The organism is Rhodopseudomonas palustris (genome assembly GCF_013415845.1).
GTDB classification, from domain to species: domain Bacteria; phylum Pseudomonadota; class Alphaproteobacteria; order Rhizobiales; family Xanthobacteraceae; genus Rhodopseudomonas; species Rhodopseudomonas palustris_F.
Genome location: NZ_CP058907.1, coordinates 3,891,075 through 3,913,305 on the forward strand (window position 1 = coordinate 3,891,075; position 22,231 = coordinate 3,913,305).

A 22,231-nucleotide genomic window follows, 5' to 3' on the forward strand; every position below is an offset into this window, starting at 1 on the left:
AAGGCCAGAATACCGGCTTGCCACAAAAAAGGGCCCCGGCGGATCGCCGAGGCCCTGAGCATCGTCAGATTTCAGACATTGTTTCAGGTCGCCTGCCGCCGGAGAAAGGCGGGGATATCCAGATGGTCGTCGCCCTGTGGCGCGGGGGCCACAGGCGCCGGGCGGCCGTGCATGTCGAGGCCCTGCGGCGCAGGACGCTTGGCGTACTCAGACACCGGCTCCTTGCCCATCTGCTCGGAGACGCTGCGCTGCGGACGACGGTCCGGCAGCGGCGGCATCTGCGGACCGCCGTTGCGGGCGACCTGCGGCGCTTCGGCCGGCTCGTCGTCGCGGCGGCCGAGACCGTTGGCGAGACGCTGCAGCAGCGACAGCCGATTCTTCTGCGGGTGATCCTCTTCGCCGTCGCCACGGGCCTGGCGGATTTCGTTCTGAGCCGGCACCGGCAGCTCGTCGAAGCGCGGCATCCGCGGCGGGCGCATCGCGGCGCGGTCGGCCGCCGGCGGCACGAAGGCTTCCGGCGCGAGCGGCTCTTCGGAGACAGCGCGCGACTGTTCCGGATCCGGGAACAGCGACGGCTTCTGCGGGATCGGGCGGACGGTGACGTCGCCATAGGACGCCGACTGCACCGGGGCTTCCTGCGGCATCGGCTCATTTCCGACCGCAGCGGCGATCGCGGCGAGCGCGGCTCGCTCGACATTGGCGGCCTGGCGCGGCGAGGATTCGGTGACAGCGGAGACCGGAGCAGCGGCGGCCTGGGCGGCGCGCATCGCGGCGGCTTCGGCGATCCGCTGATTGTCGGCCCGCAGCTTGGCTGTCAGCTCAGCCAAGCGGCTATCGTTTCCCACCGCACTCACGGCGGCGGCGGCCGGGGTGCCGGCGTTGCGCGACAGCTGCGCCTGCTCGATGCCGGTGGCGACCACCGACACGCGGATGATGCCGTCGAGGCTTTCGTCGAAGGTGGCGCCGACGATGATGTTGGCGTCCTGATCGACTTCCTCGCGGATGCGGGTGGCGGCTTCGTCGACTTCGAACAGCGTCAGGTCCTTGCCGCCGGTGATCGAGATCAGCAGGCCGCGGGCGCCCTTCATCGAGGAATCGTCGATCAACGGATTGGCGATCGCGGCTTCGGCAGCGGTCAGCGCGCGCTTCTCGCCGGTGGCCTCGCCGGTGCCCATCATCGCCTTGCCCATCTCGCGCATCACGGCGCGGACGTCAGCGAAGTCGAGGTTGATCAGGCCTTCCTTGACCATCAGGTCGGTGATGCAGGCGACGCCCGAATACAGCACCTGGTCGGCCATCGCGAATGCGTCGGCGAAGGTGGTCTTCTCGTTGGCCACCCGGAACAGGTTCTGGTTCGGGATGATCAGCAGGGTGTCGACGACTTTATGCAGCTCGGTGATGCCGGTCTCGGCTGTGCGCATCCGGCGCGCGCCTTCGAAGTGGAACGGCTTGGTCACCACACCGACGGTCAGTATACCCATCTCGCGCGCGGCCTTGGCGATCACCGGCGCGGCGCCGGTGCCGGTGCCGCCGCCCATGCCGGCGGTGACGAAAACCATGTTCGCGCCCGAGAGGTGGTCGCGGATTTCGTCGATGACTTCCTGCGCGGCGGCCGAGCCGACATCCGGCTGCGAGCCGGCGCCGAGACCCTGGGTAACCTGGGTGCCCATCTGGATCAGCCGCTGGGCCTTCGACATCGTCAACGCCTGCGCGTCGGTGTTGGCAACCACGAAGTCCACGCCATCCAGTCCGGCCGTGATCATGTTGTTGACCGCGTTGCCGCCGGCGCCACCGACGCCGAACACGGTGATCCGGGGCCGCAGCTCGCGAATATCCGGGACATTGAGATTGATGGTCATGGTTGCCTCTCGATTACGCGCGCGTTGGTTCGTGAAGTCCCCGGCAAATGGCCTGGGCAATCTGTGAAAGCGGAAGGGGGCGGAAAAGAGTCATCAGAAGCCCTCGCGCAGCCAGCGGCCGACTTTGCCGAAGTAACCGGCATGGGCGTCGGCCCGGATGTGGCGGGTGTGGCGAGGTTCGATGTGCTCGAGGTGAGCGAACTGCGGATAGACCAGAAGGCCGGTCGGCACCGCGAACGAGCCGCTCTTGGCTTCGTTCGGCAGACGGCCGATACCGAGCGGACGGCCGACCCGCACCGAGCGGCCGAGAATCCGCGTGGCGAGCTCGGGCACGCCGGTGAGCTGCGACGCGCCGCCGCTCAGCACCACCCGCGCCCGGGGCTCTGCCGCAAACGGCGACTCCGCCAGCCGGTCCCTGACCATCTCAAAAATCTCCTCGGCCCGATGCCGGATGATGTTCGCGATCGTGGCGCGGGAGATCACTTGCGGGTTGTCCCGCTCGTCCCCGGCGGCCGGGATCGACATCAACTCGCGCGCATCGGAACCGCCAGTTAGCACCGTGCCATATAACGTCTTGATTCGCTCGGCATCCGCAATGCACGCGCCTAATCCGCGGGCGAGATCCATCGTGATGTGATGCCCACCGACCGCAAATCCGCTGGCGTGGACGAAGCGCCCGCCGGAATAGATCGCGAGCGTCGTGGTACCAGCCCCCATTTCGATCAGCGCGGCGCCGAGATCGACCTCGTCGTCGGTCAGCATCGACAGCCCGGCGACATACGGGCTCGCCGCCATCGCTTCGACCTCGAGGTGGCAGCGCTCGACCGCAAGCATCAGGTTCTTGGCGACGGTGGCGTCGGTGGTGACGACGTTCATGTCGACGCCGAATTGGCGCGCCACCATGCCGCGCGGATCGCGAATGCCCTTCACGCCGTCGAGCGTGTAGCCGACCGGAAGCGCGTGCAGCACGGCACGGCCGATGCCGGTGGCGTGGTGCATGCCGGTCGAGGTGACGCGGCTGATGTCTTCAGCGGTGACGGCACCGCCCTTGATGTCGGAGGTCGCTTCGATCAGTTGGCCCTGCAGTCGGCCGGCGGAGACCGACAGCAGCACCGACTCCACCCGAACCTTGGCCATGCGTTCGGCGAGCGCCACCGCGTGGCGGATCGCCTTCTCGCATTCGGCCATGTCGACGACCGCGCCGGCCTTGACGCCGCGCGACTGGATCTGGCTGTAGCCGACGAGTTCGATCGAATGGGTACGGCCGCGCAGCGCCTCCTGCGGCGGGCACGGCTTCAGCCGCGCGATCATGCAGGCGATCTTGCTGGTGCCGATATCGAGCGACGCCACCATCGCAGTGCGATGCGGCGCAATCGGCCGTGTCTTCGGCGTCTGGGTACGATCGAAGACGGTCACGCGTCACCAGCCTTCTTTTTGGACTTCTTGTCCTTGTTCAACAACTCTTCGCGGGCCTTGAAGGCGGCGTCCGACAGCCGCACCGTCAGCCGGTCCGGCAGCCGCATATCGATCGCGGTGATGTCGCGCGAGAACAACTTGTCGTCCTGATCGAGCTGACTGAGCATCGTCAACGCGTTGCCGACGTCGTGCTCGGGCATGCGAATGACGAGACCGCTGGTGAGCCAGACGTTCCAGCGCCGTTCGCCGACCAGGGCGACGGCGCGGGTCTGCGACCACACCTGCGGATAGCGCTTCAGAAGGGCGATGAAATCTTTGGCGCGCTCGCCGGCACCCTTCCCGACCACCAGCGGCAGCGACAGGAAGCGGCGCGCCACATACGGCTCAAGCACCGCGCCGTCATCGGCGATCACCGACATATGGCCGTCGAGCTGCCAGCGCGCGAAGGCGGTGCGCTCGATGATGTCGATCTGCAATTCGCCCGGATAGAACTTCAGCACGGTGGCGTCGGCGATCCACGGGTTCGCCTTCAACTTGTCGCGCACCGCGGCGGCATCGAGAAACAGCAGCGACGACCGGCCGGTGATGCCGCCGATCGCCAGAATTTCGTCCTGGGTGAGCTGCTTGCGGCCGGCGATCGCGACCTGCTTGATGCGGAAGCCGGCGAGATTGGCGGCGGCGTTGCGGGTGTCGTCGAGCGCCTGGACGAACTCGTCGACATGGCCGCCCTTGACGATGCCCATGCCGGCGCTGCCGAGCAGGATCAGAGCGGTGAAGGCAACGCCGACGCGACGCGGCAGCCAGCGCTCGAGCACGGCGATGACACCGCGCGACGGCTCGGGACGCACCAAACGCTGCGGCCGCGCCTGCTTCTTGCGCGAACGGCGTTCGCGCAGCAGCGCAGCCACCGCGTGGGCGACCGCCTTCAGGTCAGACTGAAGCCTCGACAGTCTCGACGACCGGGCGAGGCGCCCTCCACCGTCCATTGCAAAAGCTCGTTACACGTTGCGCCCGCGCCTACTCCGGGCAATGGCGCAGGTAACGTCTCGGTGGTTCCGGACCCGCCCTGCGGGCCGGACCGTCTGCCTGAAATGCAAACCGAAACGGATAAAGAGCTCCGCCCGGCTTACGCCACGACAGCCGAGCGCCAGGATGCGCCGCCAGCGTTAACCTTCGGCCCTCCTGGTAAACAAATCGTAAAGCAGGCCTGCGCAGACCCGAATTTGTTGCGTCCGGAGAAGGATTTGCGGCGAAAACGCGACTTTCTGCCAAGGCCTCCGAAGGGAACCCGGAGGCCTCCCGGTCAGCTCCGCACGGCGCGCTCGGCCAGCGCGATCTGGCCGCGGAGGAAGTCGACGAAGGGGATTCCCAGCGCGTTCAACGCCTTGGGATAGAGCGAGGCCTTGGTCAGGCCAGGCAGCGTGTTGGTCTCCAGGAAGATCGGACCGTCCTTGCCGACGATAAAGTCGGAGCGCGAATAGCCACGGCACGACATCACCCGATGCGCCCGCACGGCGTAGTCCATGATGGCCGACGCGATCTCGGGGGCGAACCGGCCGGGGCAAATCTCCTGGGTCGATTTGGCGAGATATTTCGCGGTGTAGTCGAAGCCGCCGTCGGCCGGCACGATCTCGATCGGCGGCAGCGCGCGCAGCGAGCCGTCCTCGGCTTCGAGCACGCCGCAGGTCGCCTCGACGCCGGCGACGAACGGCTCGATCAGATAGTCCTCGGTCTTGGCGGCATGGCGCACCGCCACCAGGTCCTGCTTGGCGTTGATGAAGAATAGCCCATAGCTGGAGCCGTCGCAGGCCGGCTTGGCGATCAGCCGGCCGTGAGCTTCGAGCGCCGCCTCAGCATCGGCCAGCGCGATCCCGGTCACGGTCCGGACACCGGCGATCGAGGCGAAGCGCTTGGCGGCGACCTTGTCGAAGGCTAAATGCGAAGCCGCCGAGCCAGAGCCGGTGAACGGCACCCGGCGCAGTTCGCACATTGCCTGCAACTCGCCGTTCTCGGCGACGCCGCCGTGCAGGCCGAGCACCAGCAGCCGCTGCTCGGCCGCGGCACGGTCGAGCGCCGTCTCGAGCGGGCCGATGTCCTCGCCGTCCGGCACGAAGGCCTCTTCGAACGGTCGGGCGTGCGCCAGCAACGCTTGGGCCGAGACGGCGTGGACGCGGTCGTCGTCGTTCCAGAACCACAGACCGGCATCCGGCAGCGCACTGTGCAGCGCCTGCGCCGAAGCGACCGACACCAGGCGCTCTTTGCTGGTGCCGCCGAACAGAATGGTGTGTCGCATCGGTCGATCCGCCGCGCGGTCCCTGTTGAAGTCGAAGAAAAGCTGCTGCGTCCCGCGGACCCGGCGCGCGGCGTCATTTTGCCGATTTGCCCGATTCGGAGAAGCGGCGTTACGGCGGCGCGGCTGCGCGCCGCAGGGAGGCGAAGCCCCAGAGCAGCAGTGCGATCAGTGCAGGCGTCACCAGACCAACCACCCGAAGTGGCTGCCACACCCCGCCTTCGGTCGCGATCATGCCGAGCCACATCACGCCGGACCAGGCGATCAGCGCCGGCACCAGGCACACCTGCCCTCGCCGCCGCCAGACTTCGAGTTGGACCAAGGCGACCAGCGGGGCCGCGAACGCCACGTAGTTGGGCTGCGACACCGACAGCATCACCGGCAGCGCCGCACACAACAGCGCGCCTCCGATCAGCAGCGACGGGCCGAGCGGCGGCTGCGGGCCCCTCAGCCGCCAGAACCGGCCGTGGCCGAGCCACAAGAGCGCGCCGATCACCACCGCATCGAACGCGAGCTGGCCGATGGTGGCGAAGCGCGGCAGCGTGTCGGTCTCGGGCAGACCGCCGGCAGCGATCCGCGCCAGCATCGCGCCGATGCTGAGCATGTCGTAGGACGTAAAGGTGATCTCGTCGGCGATCTTCGGATTAGGTACGCCGGTGAAGATGCCGCTGAGATGCTCGGTCCACATCGCGCCGTACAGCTTCACCACTTCGGACGGCCCGAGGCACAGCATCGGCACCACGAACAAAAACACCGCGCTGAAACAAAAGGTGGCGACCACGGTGCGGAGATCGCGGCGGAACACCGGGAAGATCAGCAGCGCGAGCGGAAACAGCTTGATGGTGAAACCGAGCGCCAGCGCGCAGGCCGCGAGGTAAATGCGGCCGCGCAAGTACAGCACCAGGAATGCCACCATGGTCAGCAGCACCACGGCACTCGGCTGGCCGCGGCCGAGCCCGTCGCCGAAGAACGGCAGCAGCGCCGCCACCGGACCGAGCCGCAGCAGCCACCACGCGCTCCAACCGGTCTGATCGAGCGACGGCGGCAACGCGCGTTCGAGCCCGCGCGCCCATAGATCGACGGCCGCCAGCATCGCGGCGGCGCTGAACACGTACCAGGTCGCGACCGAGAGCGGCAGCGAAAGCGCCCAGTCCGGTTTGGGGAAGCCGTCGAGCGGATGTGCGAACGGCCCCATCAGCAGCGCGAAGGTCGGCGGATAGTGATAGGTCCAACCGTGAGGATCGGCGACTTCATACAGCGGATAGCCGGTCCATACAGCCCACGCCGCCCGGAAGAACACCTGCACATCGCCAAAGCCCTGCACCGCCGAGCGCTTCACCACGATCGGCAGATAGATGCACAGCGCCGCCGCGACCGTGGCGATCAGCACGATCTCGTACCAGCGAAGCTGTCGCAGGCGCGGCGCAAATTGCGAATGCAATGCAGGATGTCTCCTCAGCCGTCACGATGCACTTGGCCGCATCGGTCTGGCGGAACCGTGGCACTAGACACGCATACGTGCAGGTCAGCCAAAACCCTCGCGCGCCGACCGTGGACGCTGGCGATGAAAACCGCCAAAGTCGGACACGTTTGCAGGGTGTTGCACCGTGATTCCGGCGGTCCCGTGTCGGTGCCGTTTCGTGCCGTTGCGGAGAAACAAAGAGAAACAGATGATCCGAGATTGGCTCGACCTTCCGCCGTTTGGAACTTTCGCGACGCTGGCGCTGCTGTATTACGGCGTCGCCGCGATGCTGATCGCGTTGATCTTCGTCTCACCGTTGCGCGGCCCGATCGCGAAGCTGCAGGGCGTGGTCGCGCCATTCTTCTCGTCGGTCGCAGTGCTATTCGGATTGCTGACCGGCTTTCTGGGCTACGACGTCACCGAGCGGAATCGGCAGGCGACGCGCGCGGTGCAAACCGAAGCCGGCGAGCTGCAGAACGTCTATACGCTCAGCGTCGCGTCGGTGTCGGACATGCACAGCATCCGCATCGCACTGAAAGACTATGCGGCCTCGGTACTCAAGAACGAATGGCCCACCGTGAACGGCGTCGCCGCGCCGCGCACCAGCCTCGCCTACGATCAAATGCTGACCGAGATCAGTTCGCCGGCGATCACGCGCGATTCCGGCGCGGCCGTGCACGTGGCGCTGCTCAGCTCCGCGGTGCGGGTCGGTACCGCACGTAACACCCGCATCAGCCTGTCGATTGACCGCACCAGCGATCTGAAATGGATTTCGGTGCTGCTGCTCGGCGTCATCACCCAGCTGGGGATCGCGCTGGTGCATCTCGACAAGCCGCGCGCGATGGCGGCGGCACTCACTGTATTCGCTACCGGCGCGATCGTCGCGCTCGGCCTGATCGCGCTGCAGGAAGATCCGTTCAGCGGCGTGTTCCAGGTGTCGGCGATCCCGCTTGAGCACGTGCTGTCGCTGCCGGATACGCCCGAACTACCTCCCAACGCGACACCGACTCCGCCCCCTCAAAAGCCATGAGGCGCGGCGCGCGCATCGCTTTGCACGCTTGCTGAGTTGATCGCATGCGGCGGATCGCGTGCGGCCGGCGGCTCAGCCCTACTCGGGCACGACGCCGATCCGCTTGATTTCCCACTGCAGCTCGACGCCGGACTGCGCCTTGACGCGGGCGCGGACGGTCTCGCCCAGCGTCTCGATATCGGCGGCGGTAGCTTCACCGGTGTTGATCAGGAAATTGCAGTGCATCTCCGACACCTGCGCGCCGCCGATCTTGAGGCCGCGGCAGCCGGCAGCATCGATCAGCCGCCACGCACTTTGGCCTGGCGGATTCTTGAAGGTCGAGCCACCCGTCTTCTCGCGGATCGGCTGCGCCAGCTCACGATGCGCCTGCACCTCGTTCATCTTGGCGCGGATGTGATCCGGCGTCGCCGGCGTGCCGCGCAGCCGCGCCGAGGTGAAGATCAACGCAGGATCGGCGCCGCTGTGGCGATACGAGAACTGCATCGCCGCATTGTCGAATAGTTTGCGCGTGCCGCTGCGATCATAGGCGGTGGCGTCGATCAGCACGTCCTTGGTCTCGCGGCCGTTGGCGCCTGCGTTCATCCGCAGCGCACCGCCGATCGAGCCGGGAATGCCGTAGTAGAACTCCAGGCCGCCAAGCTGCGCCGCAGCCGCGGTTTCTGCCACGCGCTTGTCGAGCGCGGCGGCCCCAGCATGGACCACCTCGCCCTCGACGCGATGCTCACCAAAGCCGCGCGGCGACAGCCGGATCGCGACGCCGGGCAGCCCGCCGTCGCGCACGATCAGATTGGAGCCGAGCCCAAGACACATCACCGGAATCTCGGCCGGCAGCCGCGACAGGAAGTAACCGAGATCGTCCTCGTCGGCCGGCGTGAACAGCACCTGCGCCGGCCCGCCGACGCGAAACCAGGTCAGCGGCGCCAGCGGCTCGTTGCCGAGCAGCCGGCCGCGCAGCTCCGGCATCGCGGCTTTCAGCTCGGGCGTGATATCGGGGAAACTCATACGTTTACGGCCAAAGACGTGGATGGCCGGGACAAGCCCGGCCATGACGGGACGAAAATCAATGCGGCAGCGATCCGCTGCTCCATCAGCCCAGCGCCTTCAGTTCGCCCGGCAGCGCGTAGGCCCATTGGGTGATGTTGCCGGCCCCTAAGCAGACGACGTAGTCGCCGCTATGGGCGAGGCCGGCGACGACGCCAGCGAGGGAGGCGGAATCCTGCAGCGCGACGACATCGCGGTGGCCGTGGGCGCGCAGGCCGAGCACGAAGTGATCGCGATCAATGCCTTCGATCGGCGTCTCGCCGGCCGGATAGACGTCGGCGACGATCACCGCATCGGCATCGTTGAAGCAGGTGCAGAACTCTTCGAACAGCGACTGCAACCGGCTGAACCGATGCGGCTGCACCACCGCGATCACCTTGCCCGAGGTCGACTGCCGCGCTGCCTTCAGCACCGCGGCGATCTCCACCGGATGGTGGCCGTAGTCGTCGATGATGGTGACGCCGTTCCACTCGCCGGTCTTGGTGAAGCGACGACGCACGCCGCCGAATGCCGCCAGCGCCTTGCGGATGGTGTCGTCGGAGAGGCCGAGCTCGTGCGCCACGGCGATCGCCGCGGTGGCGTTGAGCGCGTTGTGGCGGCCCGGCATCGGCAGCTTGAGATCAGCGATCTCGTGCGCGGTGCCGGCCTTGCGATCGCGGAACGCGACCTTAAAGGTCGAGCCGCCGCCGCTGGCTGCGAGATCGAGCAGCCGCGCATCGGCCTGCGGGTTCTCACCGTACGTAATGATGCGGCGGTCTTCGATCTTGCCGACCAGCGTCTGCACCACCGGATGATCAATGCACATCACCGCGAAGCCGTAGAACGGCACATTCTCGACGAAGTTGCGGAAGGCATCCTGCACGGCGTCAAAGGTCTTGAAGTGATCGAGATGCTCGGGATCGACGTTGGTGACGATCGCGACATCCGCCGGCAGCTTGAGGAAAGTGCCGTCGCTCTCGTCGGCCTCGACCACCATCCAGTCGCCACCACCGAGCCGCGCATTGGTGCCGTAGGCGTTGATGATGCCGCCGTTGATGACGGTCGGATCGAGATCGCCGGCATCGAGCAATGCCGCCACCATCGAGGTCGTGGTGGTCTTGCCGTGGGTGCCGGCGATCGCGACGCAGCTCTTCAGCCGCATCAGCTCCGCCAGCATCTCGGCGCGGCGCACCACCGGAATGCGCTGGGCGCGCGCCGCGAGCAGTTCGGGGTTGTCGCGCTTGATCGCGGTCGACACCACCAGCACGTCGGCGCCTTTGATGTTGTCGGCCTGATGGCCGACGTGAATCTGGATGCCCTTCTCGCGCAGCCGGTTGACGTTGGCGCTTTCGGACGCGTCGGAGCCCTGCACGGTGTAGCCGAGATTGCACAGCACCTCGGCGATGCCGCTCATGCCGATACCGCCGATCCCGACGAAGTGGATGGGTCCGATATGGCGCGGCAATCTCATGGGGAGGGTCTCTATCGTTGCTGGTCACGCCCGGATGGTCACGGGCATTTCCGATTCAGGGTCACTTCATGCAAGACGGGGATGGCCGGGACAAGTCCGGCAAATGCGCCGTCGCGAGGTTTTCGTCGACCCGGCCTTAGACCTTCGCGACCCGTCCGACGACGTCGGCGAGGCGTTCGGCGGCGTCCAGACGGCCAATTTGGCGCGCTGCGGCGGCCATTTGGGTCAATTTGGCCGGATCGGCGGCCAGCGCGGTGATCTCGGCCGCGAGCCGGTCCGGGGTAAAATCCGGTTGAACGATGCGTAGCGCGCCGCCGGCCGCGGTCAGAACGCCCGCATTGGCGAACTGGTCCTGGTCGAGCGCACCCGGCAGCGGCACCAGGATGCCGGGCCGGCCGATCGCCGCAAGTTCGGCGACGGTGCCGGCGCCGGAGCGCGACACCACGAGCTGGCTCGACGCCAGCCGCTGCGGCAGATCGGTGAAAAACGGCGCCAGCTCGCAATTCAGCTGCAGTCGGTCATAAACCGCACGGACCCGGCCCATGTCCTCGTCGCGGACCTGCTGGGTCAGCACCAGACGGCGCAGCAGCGCCGGATCGAGCTTTTCCAACGCCGGCGGCACGATGTCGGCCATCACCCGAGCACCCTGGCTGCCGCCGAACACCAGCACCCGCAGCGAACCGCCGGCGGCCGGCGGGTCGTAGGCGACAGTCGCAGCGTCGGCGACGGCCGGACGGATCGGATTACCGGTATTGGTGATCTTTGAGGCGAGCACCGGCCAGGCGATCTCGTGGCCGGGAAAGCCGGTGGCGATAGCGTCGACCCGCGGCGCCAGGAAACGGTTGGCGCGCCCCATCACTGCGTTCTGCTCGTGGATCAGCGTCGGCACCCTGCGCCAGGTCGCAGCCAGCAGCGGCGGCAGCGTCGGATAGCCGCCGAACCCGACCACCGCGGCCGGCATCAACCGCCCGATCAGATTGAAGGCAAGCAGCGCGCCGGAGCCGAGTTTCAGCGCGGTCTTCGCCAGCGCCCACGGCGTCCGGCCGCGCACCGTCTCGCTCGGCACCACGTCGGTCATCTCGGCGGTGAACAGCCCGCTGTAGCGGGTGGCGCGGTGATCGGTGACCAGGCGGACGCGATAGCCGCGCCTAATCAGCACCACGCCGAGCGCTTCGGCCGGAAACAGGTGGCCGCCGGTGCCGCCGGCGGCGAGCAGGATCAGGGGAGCGTCGGTCATGGCCTCACGCGTAGCTTCCCGCCGCTTCGATCGCATTGACTTCGGTCTTGGGCCGCTGCCGCGTCAGCGCCAGCATCATGCCGACGCCGTAGGCCAGCGACACCATCGACGAGCCGCCATAGGAGATGAACGGCAGCGTCATGCCCTTCGCGGGGATCAGTTGCAGGTTCACCGCCATGTTGATCGCGGCCTGAATGCCGAACAGGACTGCCAGCCCCGAGGCGGCGAAGCGCGAGAACAGATCCTCGCTGCGATAGGCGCGCGACAGCGTGCGCAGCACGATGAAGGCGAACAGCGCGAGCAGCGCCAGACACAGCACGATACCGAACTCCTCGGCCGCCACCGCATAGACGAAGTCGGTGTGACTGTCCGGCAGGCTGCGCTTGGCGATGCCCTCGCCGGGACCGAGGCCGAGCCAGCCGCCGTTGCTGAACGCTTCGCTCGCCATGTCGACCTGGAAGGTGTCGCCGGAGGCCGGGTTCATGAACCGCTTGATACGGCCGGCGACGTGCGGAACGAACAGATAGGCGGTGAATAGTCCGCCCGCCGCAGCACCGGCGAGGCCGAACACCCAGACGATCCGCATCCCGGCGATGAAGAACAGCGCGCCCCACACCATCAGCACCAGCATGGTCTGGCCGAAGTCAGGCTCCATCACCAGCAGCGACACCAGCGACAGCAGCAGCATCATCGCCATCGACGTCGCCGGCATTTCCGGCCGCCGCGCTGCTTCCGAGAACAGCCAGGCGGCCAGGATCACGAACGACGGCTTGGCGATTTCGGAGGCCTGGATGTTGATGCCGAGCAGCGTGATCCAGCGCCGCGCGCCCTTCACTTCCGGCCCGAACAGCAGCGTCGCCACGATCAATCCGATCGCCAGCACGAACACGATCAGCGCCGAGCGCCGGATCTGCCGCGGCGACAGGAACGACACTCCGATCAGCACGATCAGCGACGGCGCCAGGAACAGGACATGGCGGTTGAAGAAGTGGAACGGATCGAGGCCGATCCGGGTCGCGACCGGCGGCGACGCAGCCAGCGACAGGATCACGCCCGCCAGCATCAGCGCGATCAGCGCCACCAGCAGCACGCGGTCGACGGTCCACCACCATTCGCTGAACGGGGTGCGTTGGTCACGGGAGATCATCGGCGATCCTGGGCAAAGAGATCGCCCATTGGTGCGCCCACGTGGTTGCCAGGGGGTTAATGCGAAGGCGCGGAATCGAGGATGTGAACGGGAGGCTTGCCGCTCAGCAATCAGTCATCCCCGCGAAGGCGGGGATCCAGTATGCCAGAGCCTATCTCTTCAATCGAAACGCCCTGGAATACTGGGTCGCCCGCCTGCGCGGGCGATGACGGGCGTGATTTTGGCCGCGCAGCGCCGGCCTCACACTGGCGTCACGCCGTCGAGCGCCGTCACCAGCTCGCGGAACCTGGTGCCGCGGAGCTCGAAATTGCGGAACTGGTCGAACGAGGCGCAGGCCGGCGACAGCAGCACCACTGGTTCGGCCAGCCCCGACGCTGCGGCATCGCGGGCGGCGGCCGGCACGGCGGCTTCCAGCGTCTCGCTGATCTCGTACGTCACCCGGCCCTCCAGCGTGGCGGCAAACTCCTGCGCGGCCTGGCCGATCAGGTAAGCCTTGCGGATGCGCGGGAAATATTCGGCCAGGCTCTCGATGCCGCCGGTCTTCGGCTTGCCGCCGGCGATCCAGAAGATCTCGCCGAACGACGCCAGCGCCTTCGCGGCCGCATCGGCATTGGTGGCCTTGGAGTCGTTGACGAACAGCGTCGTCCCCTTCTCGCCCACCTGGCGGCCGACCTGCTCCATCCGGTGCGCGAGGCCGGGGAAGCTGCGCAGCCCCTGCTGCAGCACCTCGGGCGAAACGCCGAGCGCCAGGACCGCGGCCGCGGCGGCCGCGGCATTCTGCGCGTTGTGCAGCCCGCGCAGCGAGCCGATGCCGCCGAGCTTGGCGACTTCGGTGGACGTGCCACCGTCGACACGGCGGATGTTGTCGAGATCAGCAGTGATGCCGAACGTAACCGGCCCCTGCACCGACATCCGCACGACGCGCTTGCCGGCACGCTCGATCCGGTCCGCCGCGGCACGGCCGAACTCATCATCGACACCGATGATCGACGTGCCGCCGTCCTGCACGCCAGCGACCAGCCGCTCCTTCACCGCAGCGTAGTGCTCGATGGTGCCGTGGCGGTCGATGTGATCCTCGGTGACGTTGAGCAGAATGCCGACGGTCGGATCGAGCGACGGCGTCAGGTCGATCTGATAGGACGACATCTCGATCACGTGGACGCGGCCGTCCTTCGGCGGTTCGAGCGACAGGATCGCGGTGCCGATATTGCCGCCGAGCTGGGTATCCCAACCGGCCTCGCGCAGCAGATGCGCGATCAGCGCGGTCGTGGTCGACTTGCCGTTGGTGCCGGTGATGGCGACGAACGGGGCGCCCGGCGCGTGCGCCTTGCGCTCGCGGCAGAACAATTCGACGTCGCCGATCACTTCGACGCCGGCCTCCTGCGCCTTCAGCACCGTCCAATGCGGCGCCGGATGCGTCAGCGGCACGCCGGGCGTCAGCACCAGCGCTGCAAAATTAGTCCACGGCAGATTGCGCAGATCCGCGGTGATGAAGCCGGCCTGCGCCGCCTCGACCATGCGGTCGAGATTATCGTCGCACGCGATCACTTCGGCGCCGCCGGCCTTCAGCGCATGGCAGCTCGCCAACCCCGACCCGCCGAGCCCGAACACCGCGACCGACTGGCCGGCGAAAGAGGTGACGGGGATCATGCCGGACTCCCGATGGGCGCGCGCCCCCTGCCAACTGCACCGGCATCATCCCCGCGAAGGCGGGTATCCATATTGCCTGCGCTCATAACGGGGGCGCGGAGCCGAACAGTCTCATTCCAATAAGGACGGGGGTTATGGGTCCCCGCCTTTGCGGGGACGACTCGTGAAGGGGGGCGCATCGCGTGGCTCACCGCAGCTTCAGCGTCGACAGGCCGGCGAGCGCCAGCATCACGGCGATGATCCAGAACCGGATCACGATCTGCGGCTCGGTCCAGCCCTTCTGTTCGAAGTGGTGGTGGATTGGCGCCATCTTGAACACGCGCTTACCGGTGAGCTTGAACGAGGCGACCTGCACGATCACCGACACCGCTTCCAGCACGAACAGGCCGCCGATCACCGCCAGCACGATCTCGTGCTTCACCGCAACCGCGATCGAGCCGAGCATGCCGCCGAGCGCCAGCGAGCCGGTGTCGCCCATGAAGATCGAGGCCGGCGGTGCGTTGAACCACAGGAAGCCGAGCCCAGCGCCGAGCAGCGCGCCGCACAGCACCGCGAGTTCGCCGGTGCCGGCGACGTAGTTGATCTGCAGATATTCGGCGAACACCGCGTTGCCGGCCAGATACGAGATCAGCCCGAAGCTCGCCGCAGCGATCATCACCGGCACGATCGCGAGGCCGTCGAGGCCGTCGGTCAGGTTCACCGCATTGCCGGCTCCGACCACCACGAACGCGCCGAACACCACGAACGCCCAGCCGAGATTGAGCATCACTTCCTTGAAGAACGGAATCACCAGCGAGCTCGACAGCGGCGCGCGGCCGAGCCACACCAGCGCGAAACACGCCGCGCCCGCGATGATGAATTCGATCAGCAGCCGGGTGCGGCCGGAGATGCCGGCGTGGGTCTGCTTGGTGACCTTCATGTAGTCATCGTAGAAGCCGACAAAGCCGAAGCCGAGCGTGACCGCCAGCACGATCCAGACATAGGGATTGAGCGGATTGGCCCACAGCACGGTGCCGACCGTCAGTCCCGACAGGATCATCAGGCCGCCCATCGTCGGCGTGCCCTTCTTGGTCATGAGGTGCGATTGCGGGCCGTCGGTACGGATCGGCTGCCCCTTGCCCTGGCGCAGCCGCAGATTGTCGATGATCCACGGGCCGAACATAAAGACGAACAGCGCGCCGGTCACCATCGCGCCGCCGGTGCGGAAGGTGATGTAGCGGAAGACGTTGAACGCCGGAAACGAGCTGGAGAGGTCGATCAGCCAATAGAGCATTCAAGCCGCCTTACACCGCAGCGTCGTCGCGTGCGGTCGTGCCGGGGAAGCGCTTCTCGAGCGCGGTGACAATGGTTTTCATGCGCGAACCGAGCGACCCCTTCACCATCACGACGTCGCCGGCTCGGATTGCGGCGACGACTTGGGATTCGAGCGCGGCCGCGTCGCCTGCATAGCCCCCTCGTTTGCCGGAGGAAAGGGCGTCCCACAAATTGCGCATCAACGGGCCGCAGCAGAACACCAGGTCGATGCCATTGGCCCGCACCGCCTCTTCCAGGCCCCGGTGCAGCTCCGGGCCGCGCGGGCCGAGTTCGAGCATATCGCCCAGCACGGCGATCCGACGCCCCTGCCCGCTGATCTCGGCGCGGCCGAGCACGCCGAGCGCCGCGGCCATCGAGGCCGGATTGGCGTTGTAGCTCTCGTCGATCAGCGTCGCCTCGCCGGAGCCGACCGGCAACGGCTTGCGAACGCCGCGGCCGGCAGCGGGCGCGACCTGCGACAGCGCCAGCGCGGCAAGCGCGAGATCGGCGCCGGCCAGCTCGGCGGCGGCCAGCACCGCCAGCGAATTCAGCGCCATGTGCCGGCCCGGCATGCCGAGCTTGTAGGTGACGTCGTGGCCGAGAATACTGGCATGCACGGCCGAGCAGTCGGCATGCAGCGCGACATCGAGCAGCCGCGCATCGGCAGCGGGATCGGCACCGAAGGTGACGATGCGGCCGACATTGGCGCGCAGCGCATTTGTGCACAGCCGGTCGAACATCGGCGTATCACGGTTCAGCACCGCGATGCCGCCCGGCTCGAGGCCGGTGAAGATTTCCGACTTGGCATCGGCGATGCCCTCGATGCCGGAGAAGAACTCGAGATGCACGGCTTCGACCGTGGTGATGATCGCGATGTGCGGCCGCACCATCTTCACCAGCGGCTCGATCTCGCCGGCGTGGTTCATGCCGATCTCGAACACCGCAAACCGCGTGTCCACCGGACAGCGCGCCAGCGACAGCGGCACGCCCCAGTGATTGTTGAACGACGCCACCGAGGCGTGGGTCGCGCCCTGCGCGCCGAGCACGCCGCGCAGACCTTCCTTGGTCGAGGTCTTGCCGACCGAGCCGGTCACCGCGATCACTTTGGCCGACAGCCGCGAGCGCGCCGCGATGCCGAGCTGGCGTAGTCCTTCGAGCACGTCATCGACGACGAGCAGCGGCGCATCGGGAGCGAACTTGGCGCGCTGCGCCTTCTCCACCACCGCCAGCGCGGCGCCGGCGTTCAGCGCCGCGGCGACGAAGTCATGGCCATCATGAACATCGCCCTTGATGGCGAAGTAAGCATCGCCCGGTGCCAGCGTGCGGCTGTCGATCGAAATCCCATATACATCGCGCGGCAGCGTGCCGCTGCGCGTGGCAGCCATCGCCTCCGCCATTGCGTCGGAGGTCCAAAGCGGTTGTTTGCTCATGCGGCGCTCGCTGATAGCGCCGCTTTCGCGGCGTCGTGGTCGCTGAAATGCAGCACGCGGTCACCCACGATCTGCCCGGTTTCGTGGCCCTTGCCGGCGATCACCAGCGCGTCACCCGGCTGCAGCTCGCCGATCGCTGTGCGGATCGCCTCGGCGCGATCGCCGATCTCGCGCGCGCCGGGCGCAGCCGCAAGAATGGCGGAGCGGATCGTGGCGGGATCTTCACTGCGCGGATTGTCGTCGGTGATAATCACCACGTCGGCATTCTCGGCCGCGATCGCGCCCATCAGCGGCCGCTTGCCGGAGTCGCGATCACCGCCGGCGCCGAACACCACGACCAGCTTGCGCTTGGCATAGGGACGCAGCGCCTGCAGGGTTTTGGCGAGCGCATCGGGCTTGTGCGCGTAGTCGACGAACACCGGTGCGCCGTTGCGGGCGCCAACCAGATCGAGCCGGCCCGGCGCACCTTCGAGATGTTCGAGCGCGGCGAAGCTCGCCGCCGCGTCACCGCCGGTGCCGATCACCAGACCTGCCGCGACCAGCGCGTTCTCGATCTGGAATTCGCCGACCAGCGGCAGTTTGATGCGATGCCGCTTCCCCGCGTGCTCGACCGTGAGCTGTTGCGCGAAGCCTTCGACCGCGGCGTCGATCAGCTTGATGCCTGCGCCCGGATCACCGTTGCGGCCGATCGTGATCAGCCGCAGGCCGCGGGCGCCCGCCGCTTCGATCACTTGGGCCGAACAGTCGTGATCAGCGGAGATCACTGCCGCGCCGCCGTCCTGAACCAGGTTGCGGAACAGCCGCAGCTTGGCGTTCAGATAGTGCGCGACGGTGGGGTGATAATCCATGTGGTCGCGCGACAAATTGGTGAAGCCGCCTGCCGCGACGCGAACGCCGTCGAGCCGGAACTGATCGAGCCCGTGCGACGAGGCTTCAAGCGCCAGATGGGTGATGCCTTCGCGGGCGATCTCGTCGAGCGAGCGATGCAGCGCGATCGGGTCCGGCGTGGTCAGCGAGCCGTACACGCTGCGCGTCGGGGTGACGAGACCGATGGTGCCGATGCTGGCGGAGGCATGGCCGAGCCGCTGCCAGATTTGCCGGGTGAAGGCCGCGACCGAGGTCTTGCCACTGGTGCCGGTGACCGCCGCGATCACCTCGGGCTGGCGCGGATAGAACCGCGCCGCGGCCTGTGCCAGCGCCAGGCGCGCATTGGACAGCTGCACGAACGGCACCGAAAGGTCGCCCTCCGGCCGGTGCTCGCCCGCAACCGCCACTGCCCCGGCCGCAACCGCCGCCGCGACGAACCGCGCCCCGTCGGTCTTGGCCCCGGAGAGCGCGAAGAACAGGTCGCCCGGCTTCACCGCGCGGCTGTCGACGGCGAGCCCGCCGATGGCGAGATCGGCCGCCGGCGCGGCGATGTCGGCCTCGGCGCTGAAGAGATCGCGAAGCTTCATGGTCCTGGGGCGTCCGATTCGAGACAGATGTTCTCACGCCTGCGAGGCTTTTAGCGCAAGCAGCGCGCGGCGCAAAACGGCAGGGACGGCGCCGACGCGGCAGGTCGCGCGGCTACTGGCCGGCCCTCGATGACGCAAGAATAAGGCGGTCGGGCGGCGGCATGTCGAACCGCGGCTCGATTCCGAGCAGCGGCGCGATTCGCTCGATCACCTTGCCGCCGGTCGGCACGGCGTTCCAGCCCGAGGTGATGAAGCCGTGGGTCTCCGGCAGCGCCTTCGGCTCGTCCAGCATCACAAGCACCTGATATTGCGGATTGTCCGCCGGCAGGATCGCGGTGAACGAGTTGAGCACCTGCTTCTTGGCGTAGCGGCCGTTGACCACCTTCTCCGAGGTGCCGGTCTTGCCGCCGATGTAATAGCCCTTGGCGATCTGGTCGGCGGTCTTGGCGGTGCCGACCTCGGCGTTGAGCCGCATCAGATAGCGGATCTTGTCGCTGGTCTCGGTCTTGATCACCCGTTTACCGAGCTTCTTGGCGTCCTCTTCGGTGCGCTTCAGGAAGGTCGGCGGGATCAGATAGCCGCCATTGACCATGGCGTTGATACCCATCACCGCCTGCAGCGGTGCCACCGCGACGCCGTGGCCGAACGAGATGGTGATGGTGTTGAGTTCGCTCCAGCGCTTCGGCACGATCGGCGACGCGCTTTCCGGCAGCTCGGTGCGCAGCCGGTCGAGCTGGCCGACCTTTTTCAGGAACGCCTTGTGGGCCTCGACGCCCATCGACAGCGCCACGCGCGCTGCGCCGACGTTCGACGAATAGGTGAACACTTCAGCGAGCGAGATCGCGCGGCCCATATTGTGGGAGTCGTGGATCTTGAACTTGCCGTAATGCAGCGGCCCGCGCGCGTCGTACATCGAATGCAGCGTCGCCTTGCCGGCATCGAGCGCCATCGCCAGCGTCAGCGTCTTGAAGGTCGAGCCCATCTCGTACACGCCGGTGGTGAGCCGGTTGATGCGGTCGGGGTCGTTGGCTTCGCGCGGATTGTTCGGATCGAAGTCCGGCAGCGACACCATCGCGACGATCTCGCCGGTTTTGACGTTGGAGACCAGACCCGACGCCGCCTTGGCGCTGTACTTCTCCTTGGCCTTGATCAGTTCGTCGCGCAGCGCGTGGGTGACGCGGACGTCGAGCGCAAGCTCGATCGGGCGCTGCATCCGGTCGGACGCAAAGCCGGCGCGGTGCAGGTCGGCAAGGCCATTATTGTCGAGCCATTTCTCGATGCCGGCGATGCCCTGGTTGTCGATGTTGACCAGACCGATCAGGTGCGAGACCTCGGCGGCGTTCGGATAGACGCGCTTATTCTCACGCAGAAAACCGATGCCGGGGATGCCGAGCTTCTTGATCTCGGCCTGCTGGCGCGGCGTGATTTCACGCTTCAGCCAGACGAAGCCCTTCTTCGACGCCAGGCGCTCGCGCACTTCCTGCGTTTCAAGGTCGGGCAGCGTCGCGGTGAGCAGTTCGACCGCTTCGTCCTGGTCGATCAGCCGGCGCGGCTCGCCGAACAGCGACGGCGTCTTGACGTCGGTGGCCAGCACCTGACCGTTGCGATCGACGATGTCCGGCCGCGCGGTGGCGACTGCGTCCTGCGAGCCGGTGCGGCGCGCGCCGTGGCCGTCGCCGAACACCGCGATCATCGACAGCTTGAACGCGATGATGCCGTACACCGCCGCAAACGCGATCATCGCCAGGCCGACGCGGGCGCGCGCCTTGCCGTCGCGATCGACGTCCTTGCCGTAGATCAGGCTTCGGATCAGCCGTTGGCGCCATTTGACGTGGTGGCCGACGAGCGGCAGCGAAGGATCGGTCACTGGGCGGGCTCCGGAGCCGGCAGCGAGCCGGTGACGATGTCGGGGTCGATCTTATCGATCATCGAGGCGATCGGATCGGGAGCGCTGGGATCGACGACGGCCGGCGGCCGCTCGGGCAGGTTCTTCAGCGCATCGAACTGCCGCGCGCCGACCGGCTTGAGCTTGAGATGGCGGGCGGCGAGGCCCTGCAGCCGGCCGGGCGAGTCGAGCTGGGCCCATTCGGCGCGCAGCCGGGCGATCGCCTCGCGCTCCTTGCGGAGCTCGGCCTGGATCTGCAGCACCTTCTCGGTGCGCACCGTCGACTCCATCTTGATCCGGTACACATAGGCTGCTGCGAACACCAGCATCCCAATCACCAGCACGTGCACGAGCCGCATCATCGCCCGGCCCTCATCACGCTGGCGAGCGTCGGCCATCCCGGCAGATCGCCGGCTGCATGCGCTGGGGCTTCGGTGCGTTCGGCGCCGCGCAGCTTGGCGGAGCGCGCGCGCGGATTGACTGCAACTTCGGCGTCCCCGGCGACGATCGGCCGCTTGCTGAGCAGCGTGAAGCTCGGCGCCGCCTGCGCGACTTCCGGCAGATGGCGCGAACCGCCGCCGGTCTTGCTGCGCTCGGTCAGGAAGGTTTTGACGATCCGATCTTCCAGCGAATGGAACGACACCACCGCGAGCCGCCCGCCCGGCTTCAACACGCGCTCGGCGGCATCGAGCGCCTGGTGCAGCTCGTCGAGCTCTTCATTCACGAAGATCCGCAGGCCCTGGAACGTGCGGGTCGCCGGATGGATCTCGCCCGGCTTGGCGCGCACCACTTTGGCAACGATGTCGGCAAGCGCCTTGGTCGTGGTGATCGGCGCTTCGCTGCGCGCCGCCACGATCGCGCGGGCGACGTGGCGCGAATACCGCTCCTCGCCGAAGATGTAGATGATGTTGGCGAGATCGGTTTCGGAGGCGCGGGAGACGACATCGGCCGCGCTCGGACCGTCGCGCCCCATCCGCATGTCGAGCGGCCCGTCAAACCGGAACGAGAAGCCGCGCTCGGCCTGGTCGAGCTGCATCGACGACACGCCGATATCCATCACCACGCCGTCGACCGTCGCGGCGCCCTGGGCGGCGCAGACGTCGGCCAGATTGGAGAACCGGTCCTGCACCAGTGTCAGCCGGCCGCCAGCCTCAGTGACGAGATCGGCGCCTCCGGCAATCGCGCTCGGATCGCGGTCGATCGCAATCACGCGGCTGCCGGCGGTCTCAAGGATCAGCCTTGTGTAGCCACCGGCCCCGAACGTGCCGTCGACATAGATGCCGCCGTCGCGCGGCGCGAGCAGGCCGACCGCTTCGGGCCCAAGCACCGGAATATGGCGCGCGTCGGACGGCTTCATGCGATCGCCCCGGCCGCACCAAAGCCCCGTCGGTCCCGCATGACGCGGAAACCGGTCCGGCTGATCGTCGGCTTGCTGCAGGGCAATCGGCCCATCGTGCCTCGCCTCGTCCCATTCCGCCGGCGGAGCGCTACGCCAGCCGACCAAGGCGACCGACGAACCCGGCTCTCCGCATGGAATCTGATGGATTGCCATCGGCTTATGGGGCGTCACAGGAAATATTGCCGGCA

17 protein-coding genes are annotated in these 22,231 nt (G+C 67.3%); 1 reads left to right on the forward strand and 16 read right to left on the reverse strand.

Annotated features, from left to right (window positions below; genetic code table 11):
• Nucleotides 1–83: 83 nt before the first annotated feature.
• The 5 genes from ftsZ to HZF03_RS17805 form a co-directional block, all read right to left on the reverse strand.
• Nucleotides 84–1,859 carry a cell division protein FtsZ gene (gene ftsZ / locus HZF03_RS17785; RefSeq protein ID WP_012496958.1) on the reverse strand — a complete coding sequence of 592 codons (1,776 nt, stop codon included), beginning with the start codon at nt 1,857–1,859 and terminating at the stop codon, nt 84–86.
• A gap of 93 nt (nt 1,860–1,952) precedes the next feature.
• Nucleotides 1,953–3,275: a cell division protein FtsA gene (ftsA, locus tag HZF03_RS17790; RefSeq protein ID WP_011159063.1), complete on the reverse strand. Its 1,323-nt coding sequence runs from the start codon at nt 3,273–3,275 to the stop codon at nt 1,953–1,955.
• Nucleotides 3,272–4,261, reverse strand: a complete 990-nt coding sequence (locus HZF03_RS17795; RefSeq protein WP_011159064.1) for a cell division protein FtsQ/DivIB — start codon at nt 4,259–4,261, stop codon at nt 3,272–3,274. The genes ftsA and HZF03_RS17795 overlap by 4 nt, the downstream gene beginning before the upstream one ends.
• A 317-nt stretch (nt 4,262–4,578) precedes the next feature.
• Nucleotides 4,579–5,568 (reverse strand): D-alanine--D-alanine ligase family protein, encoded by a 990-nt coding sequence (locus HZF03_RS17800; RefSeq protein WP_119017264.1) that lies wholly within the window; start codon nt 5,566–5,568, stop codon nt 4,579–4,581.
• A 109-nt stretch (nt 5,569–5,677) separates the two neighbouring features.
• A complete protein-coding gene (locus HZF03_RS17805; protein WP_119017265.1) occupies nt 5,678–7,006 on the reverse strand; it encodes a glycosyltransferase family 87 protein in 1,329 nt (442 codons plus the stop codon).
• A 229-nt stretch (nt 7,007–7,235) separates the two neighbouring features.
• Here HZF03_RS17805 and HZF03_RS17810 point away from each other — a divergent pair, with 229 nt between their 5' ends.
• A complete protein-coding gene (locus tag HZF03_RS17810; RefSeq protein ID WP_119017266.1) occupies nt 7,236–8,057 on the forward strand; it encodes a bestrophin-like domain in 822 nt (273 codons plus the stop codon).
• A 78-nt stretch (nt 8,058–8,135) separates the two neighbouring features.
• On the opposite strand, the gene murB is transcribed toward HZF03_RS17810, so the two are convergent.
• From murB to rsmH, 11 genes are all read right to left on the reverse strand, one after another.
• A complete protein-coding gene (gene murB / locus HZF03_RS17815; protein ID WP_119017267.1) occupies nt 8,136–9,059 on the reverse strand; it encodes a UDP-N-acetylmuramate dehydrogenase in 924 nt (307 codons plus the stop codon).
• Between the two features lie 85 nt (nt 9,060–9,144).
• Entirely contained in the window at nt 9,145–10,548 is a 1,404-nt protein-coding gene (gene murC / locus HZF03_RS17820) for a UDP-N-acetylmuramate--L-alanine ligase (protein WP_119017268.1), read from the reverse strand.
• Nucleotides 10,549–10,684: 136 nt separating this feature from the next.
• The gene (gene murG / locus HZF03_RS17825; protein ID WP_119017269.1) at nt 10,685–11,785 is read right to left on the reverse strand and encodes an undecaprenyldiphospho-muramoylpentapeptide beta-N-acetylglucosaminyltransferase; all 1,101 of its coding nucleotides are present in this window, start codon (nt 11,783–11,785) and stop codon (nt 10,685–10,687) included.
• Nucleotides 11,786–11,789: 4 nt separating this feature from the next.
• Nucleotides 11,790–12,932, reverse strand: coding sequence for a putative lipid II flippase FtsW (ftsW, locus tag HZF03_RS17830; protein ID WP_011159071.1), 1,143 nt, complete (start codon nt 12,930–12,932; stop codon nt 11,790–11,792).
• Between the two features lie 240 nt (nt 12,933–13,172).
• Nucleotides 13,173–14,582, reverse strand: coding sequence for a UDP-N-acetylmuramoyl-L-alanine--D-glutamate ligase (murD, locus tag HZF03_RS17835; RefSeq protein ID WP_119017270.1), 1,410 nt, complete (start codon nt 14,580–14,582; stop codon nt 13,173–13,175).
• A 187-nt stretch (nt 14,583–14,769) separates the two neighbouring features.
• The gene (gene mraY / locus HZF03_RS17840; RefSeq protein WP_012496968.1) at nt 14,770–15,855 is read right to left on the reverse strand and encodes a phospho-N-acetylmuramoyl-pentapeptide-transferase; all 1,086 of its coding nucleotides are present in this window, start codon (nt 15,853–15,855) and stop codon (nt 14,770–14,772) included.
• Nucleotides 15,856–15,865: 10 nt separating this feature from the next.
• The gene (locus HZF03_RS17845) at nt 15,866–17,305 is read right to left on the reverse strand and encodes a UDP-N-acetylmuramoylalanyl-D-glutamyl-2,6-diaminopimelate--D-alanyl-D-alanine ligase (RefSeq protein ID WP_119017271.1); all 1,440 of its coding nucleotides are present in this window, start codon (nt 17,303–17,305) and stop codon (nt 15,866–15,868) included.
• Complete coding sequence (locus tag HZF03_RS17850; protein WP_119017272.1) at nt 17,302–18,759, reverse strand: UDP-N-acetylmuramoyl-L-alanyl-D-glutamate--2,6-diaminopimelate ligase; 1,458 nt, start codon at nt 18,757–18,759, stop codon at nt 17,302–17,304. The genes HZF03_RS17845 and HZF03_RS17850 overlap by 4 nt, the downstream gene beginning before the upstream one ends.
• A 112-nt stretch (nt 18,760–18,871) precedes the next feature.
• Nucleotides 18,872–20,626 (reverse strand): peptidoglycan D,D-transpeptidase FtsI family protein, encoded by a 1,755-nt coding sequence (locus HZF03_RS17855; protein WP_011159076.1) that lies wholly within the window; start codon nt 20,624–20,626, stop codon nt 18,872–18,874.
• Nucleotides 20,623–21,006 carry a cell division protein FtsL gene (gene ftsL, locus HZF03_RS17860; protein WP_119017293.1) on the reverse strand — a complete coding sequence of 128 codons (384 nt, stop codon included), beginning with the start codon at nt 21,004–21,006 and terminating at the stop codon, nt 20,623–20,625. The genes HZF03_RS17855 and ftsL overlap by 4 nt, the downstream gene beginning before the upstream one ends.
• Nucleotides 21,003–22,001, reverse strand: coding sequence for a 16S rRNA (cytosine(1402)-N(4))-methyltransferase RsmH (gene rsmH / locus HZF03_RS17865; protein ID WP_119017273.1), 999 nt, complete (start codon nt 21,999–22,001; stop codon nt 21,003–21,005). Before rsmH ends, ftsL begins: the two co-directional genes overlap by 4 nt.
• Nucleotides 22,002–22,231: the final 230 nt, after the last annotated feature.

Bases quoted from the DNA above. Each gene is read 5' to 3' on its own strand.
- ftsZ (WP_012496958.1), bottom strand. From the start codon at position 1,859: ATGACCATCAATCTCAATGTCCCGGATATTCGCGAGCTGCGGCCCCGG.
- HZF03_RS17795 (WP_011159064.1), bottom strand. From the start codon at position 4,261: ATGGACGGTGGAGGGCGCCTCGCCCGGTCGTCGAGACTGTCGAGGCTT.
- HZF03_RS17800 (WP_119017264.1), bottom strand. From the start codon at position 5,568: ATGCGACACACCATTCTGTTCGGCGGCACCAGCAAAGAGCGCCTGGTG.
- HZF03_RS17810 (WP_119017266.1), top strand. From the start codon at position 7,236: ATGATCCGAGATTGGCTCGACCTTCCGCCGTTTGGAACTTTCGCGACG.
- murB (WP_119017267.1), bottom strand. From the start codon at position 9,059: ATGAGTTTCCCCGATATCACGCCCGAGCTGAAAGCCGCGATGCCGGAG.
- murC (WP_119017268.1), bottom strand. From the start codon at position 10,548: ATGAGATTGCCGCGCCATATCGGACCCATCCACTTCGTCGGGATCGGC.
- murG (WP_119017269.1), bottom strand. From the start codon at position 11,785: ATGACCGACGCTCCCCTGATCCTGCTCGCCGCCGGCGGCACCGGCGGC.
- ftsW (WP_011159071.1), bottom strand. From the start codon at position 12,932: ATGATCTCCCGTGACCAACGCACCCCGTTCAGCGAATGGTGGTGGACC.
- murD (WP_119017270.1), bottom strand. From the start codon at position 14,582: ATGATCCCCGTCACCTCTTTCGCCGGCCAGTCGGTCGCGGTGTTCGGG.
- mraY (WP_012496968.1), bottom strand. From the start codon at position 15,855: ATGCTCTATTGGCTGATCGACCTCTCCAGCTCGTTTCCGGCGTTCAAC.
- HZF03_RS17845 (WP_119017271.1), bottom strand. From the start codon at position 17,305: ATGAGCAAACAACCGCTTTGGACCTCCGACGCAATGGCGGAGGCGATG.
- HZF03_RS17850 (WP_119017272.1), bottom strand. From the start codon at position 18,759: ATGAAGCTTCGCGATCTCTTCAGCGCCGAGGCCGACATCGCCGCGCCG.
- ftsL (WP_119017293.1), bottom strand. From the start codon at position 21,006: ATGATGCGGCTCGTGCACGTGCTGGTGATTGGGATGCTGGTGTTCGCA.
- rsmH (WP_119017273.1), bottom strand. From the start codon at position 22,001: ATGAAGCCGTCCGACGCGCGCCATATTCCGGTGCTTGGGCCCGAAGCG.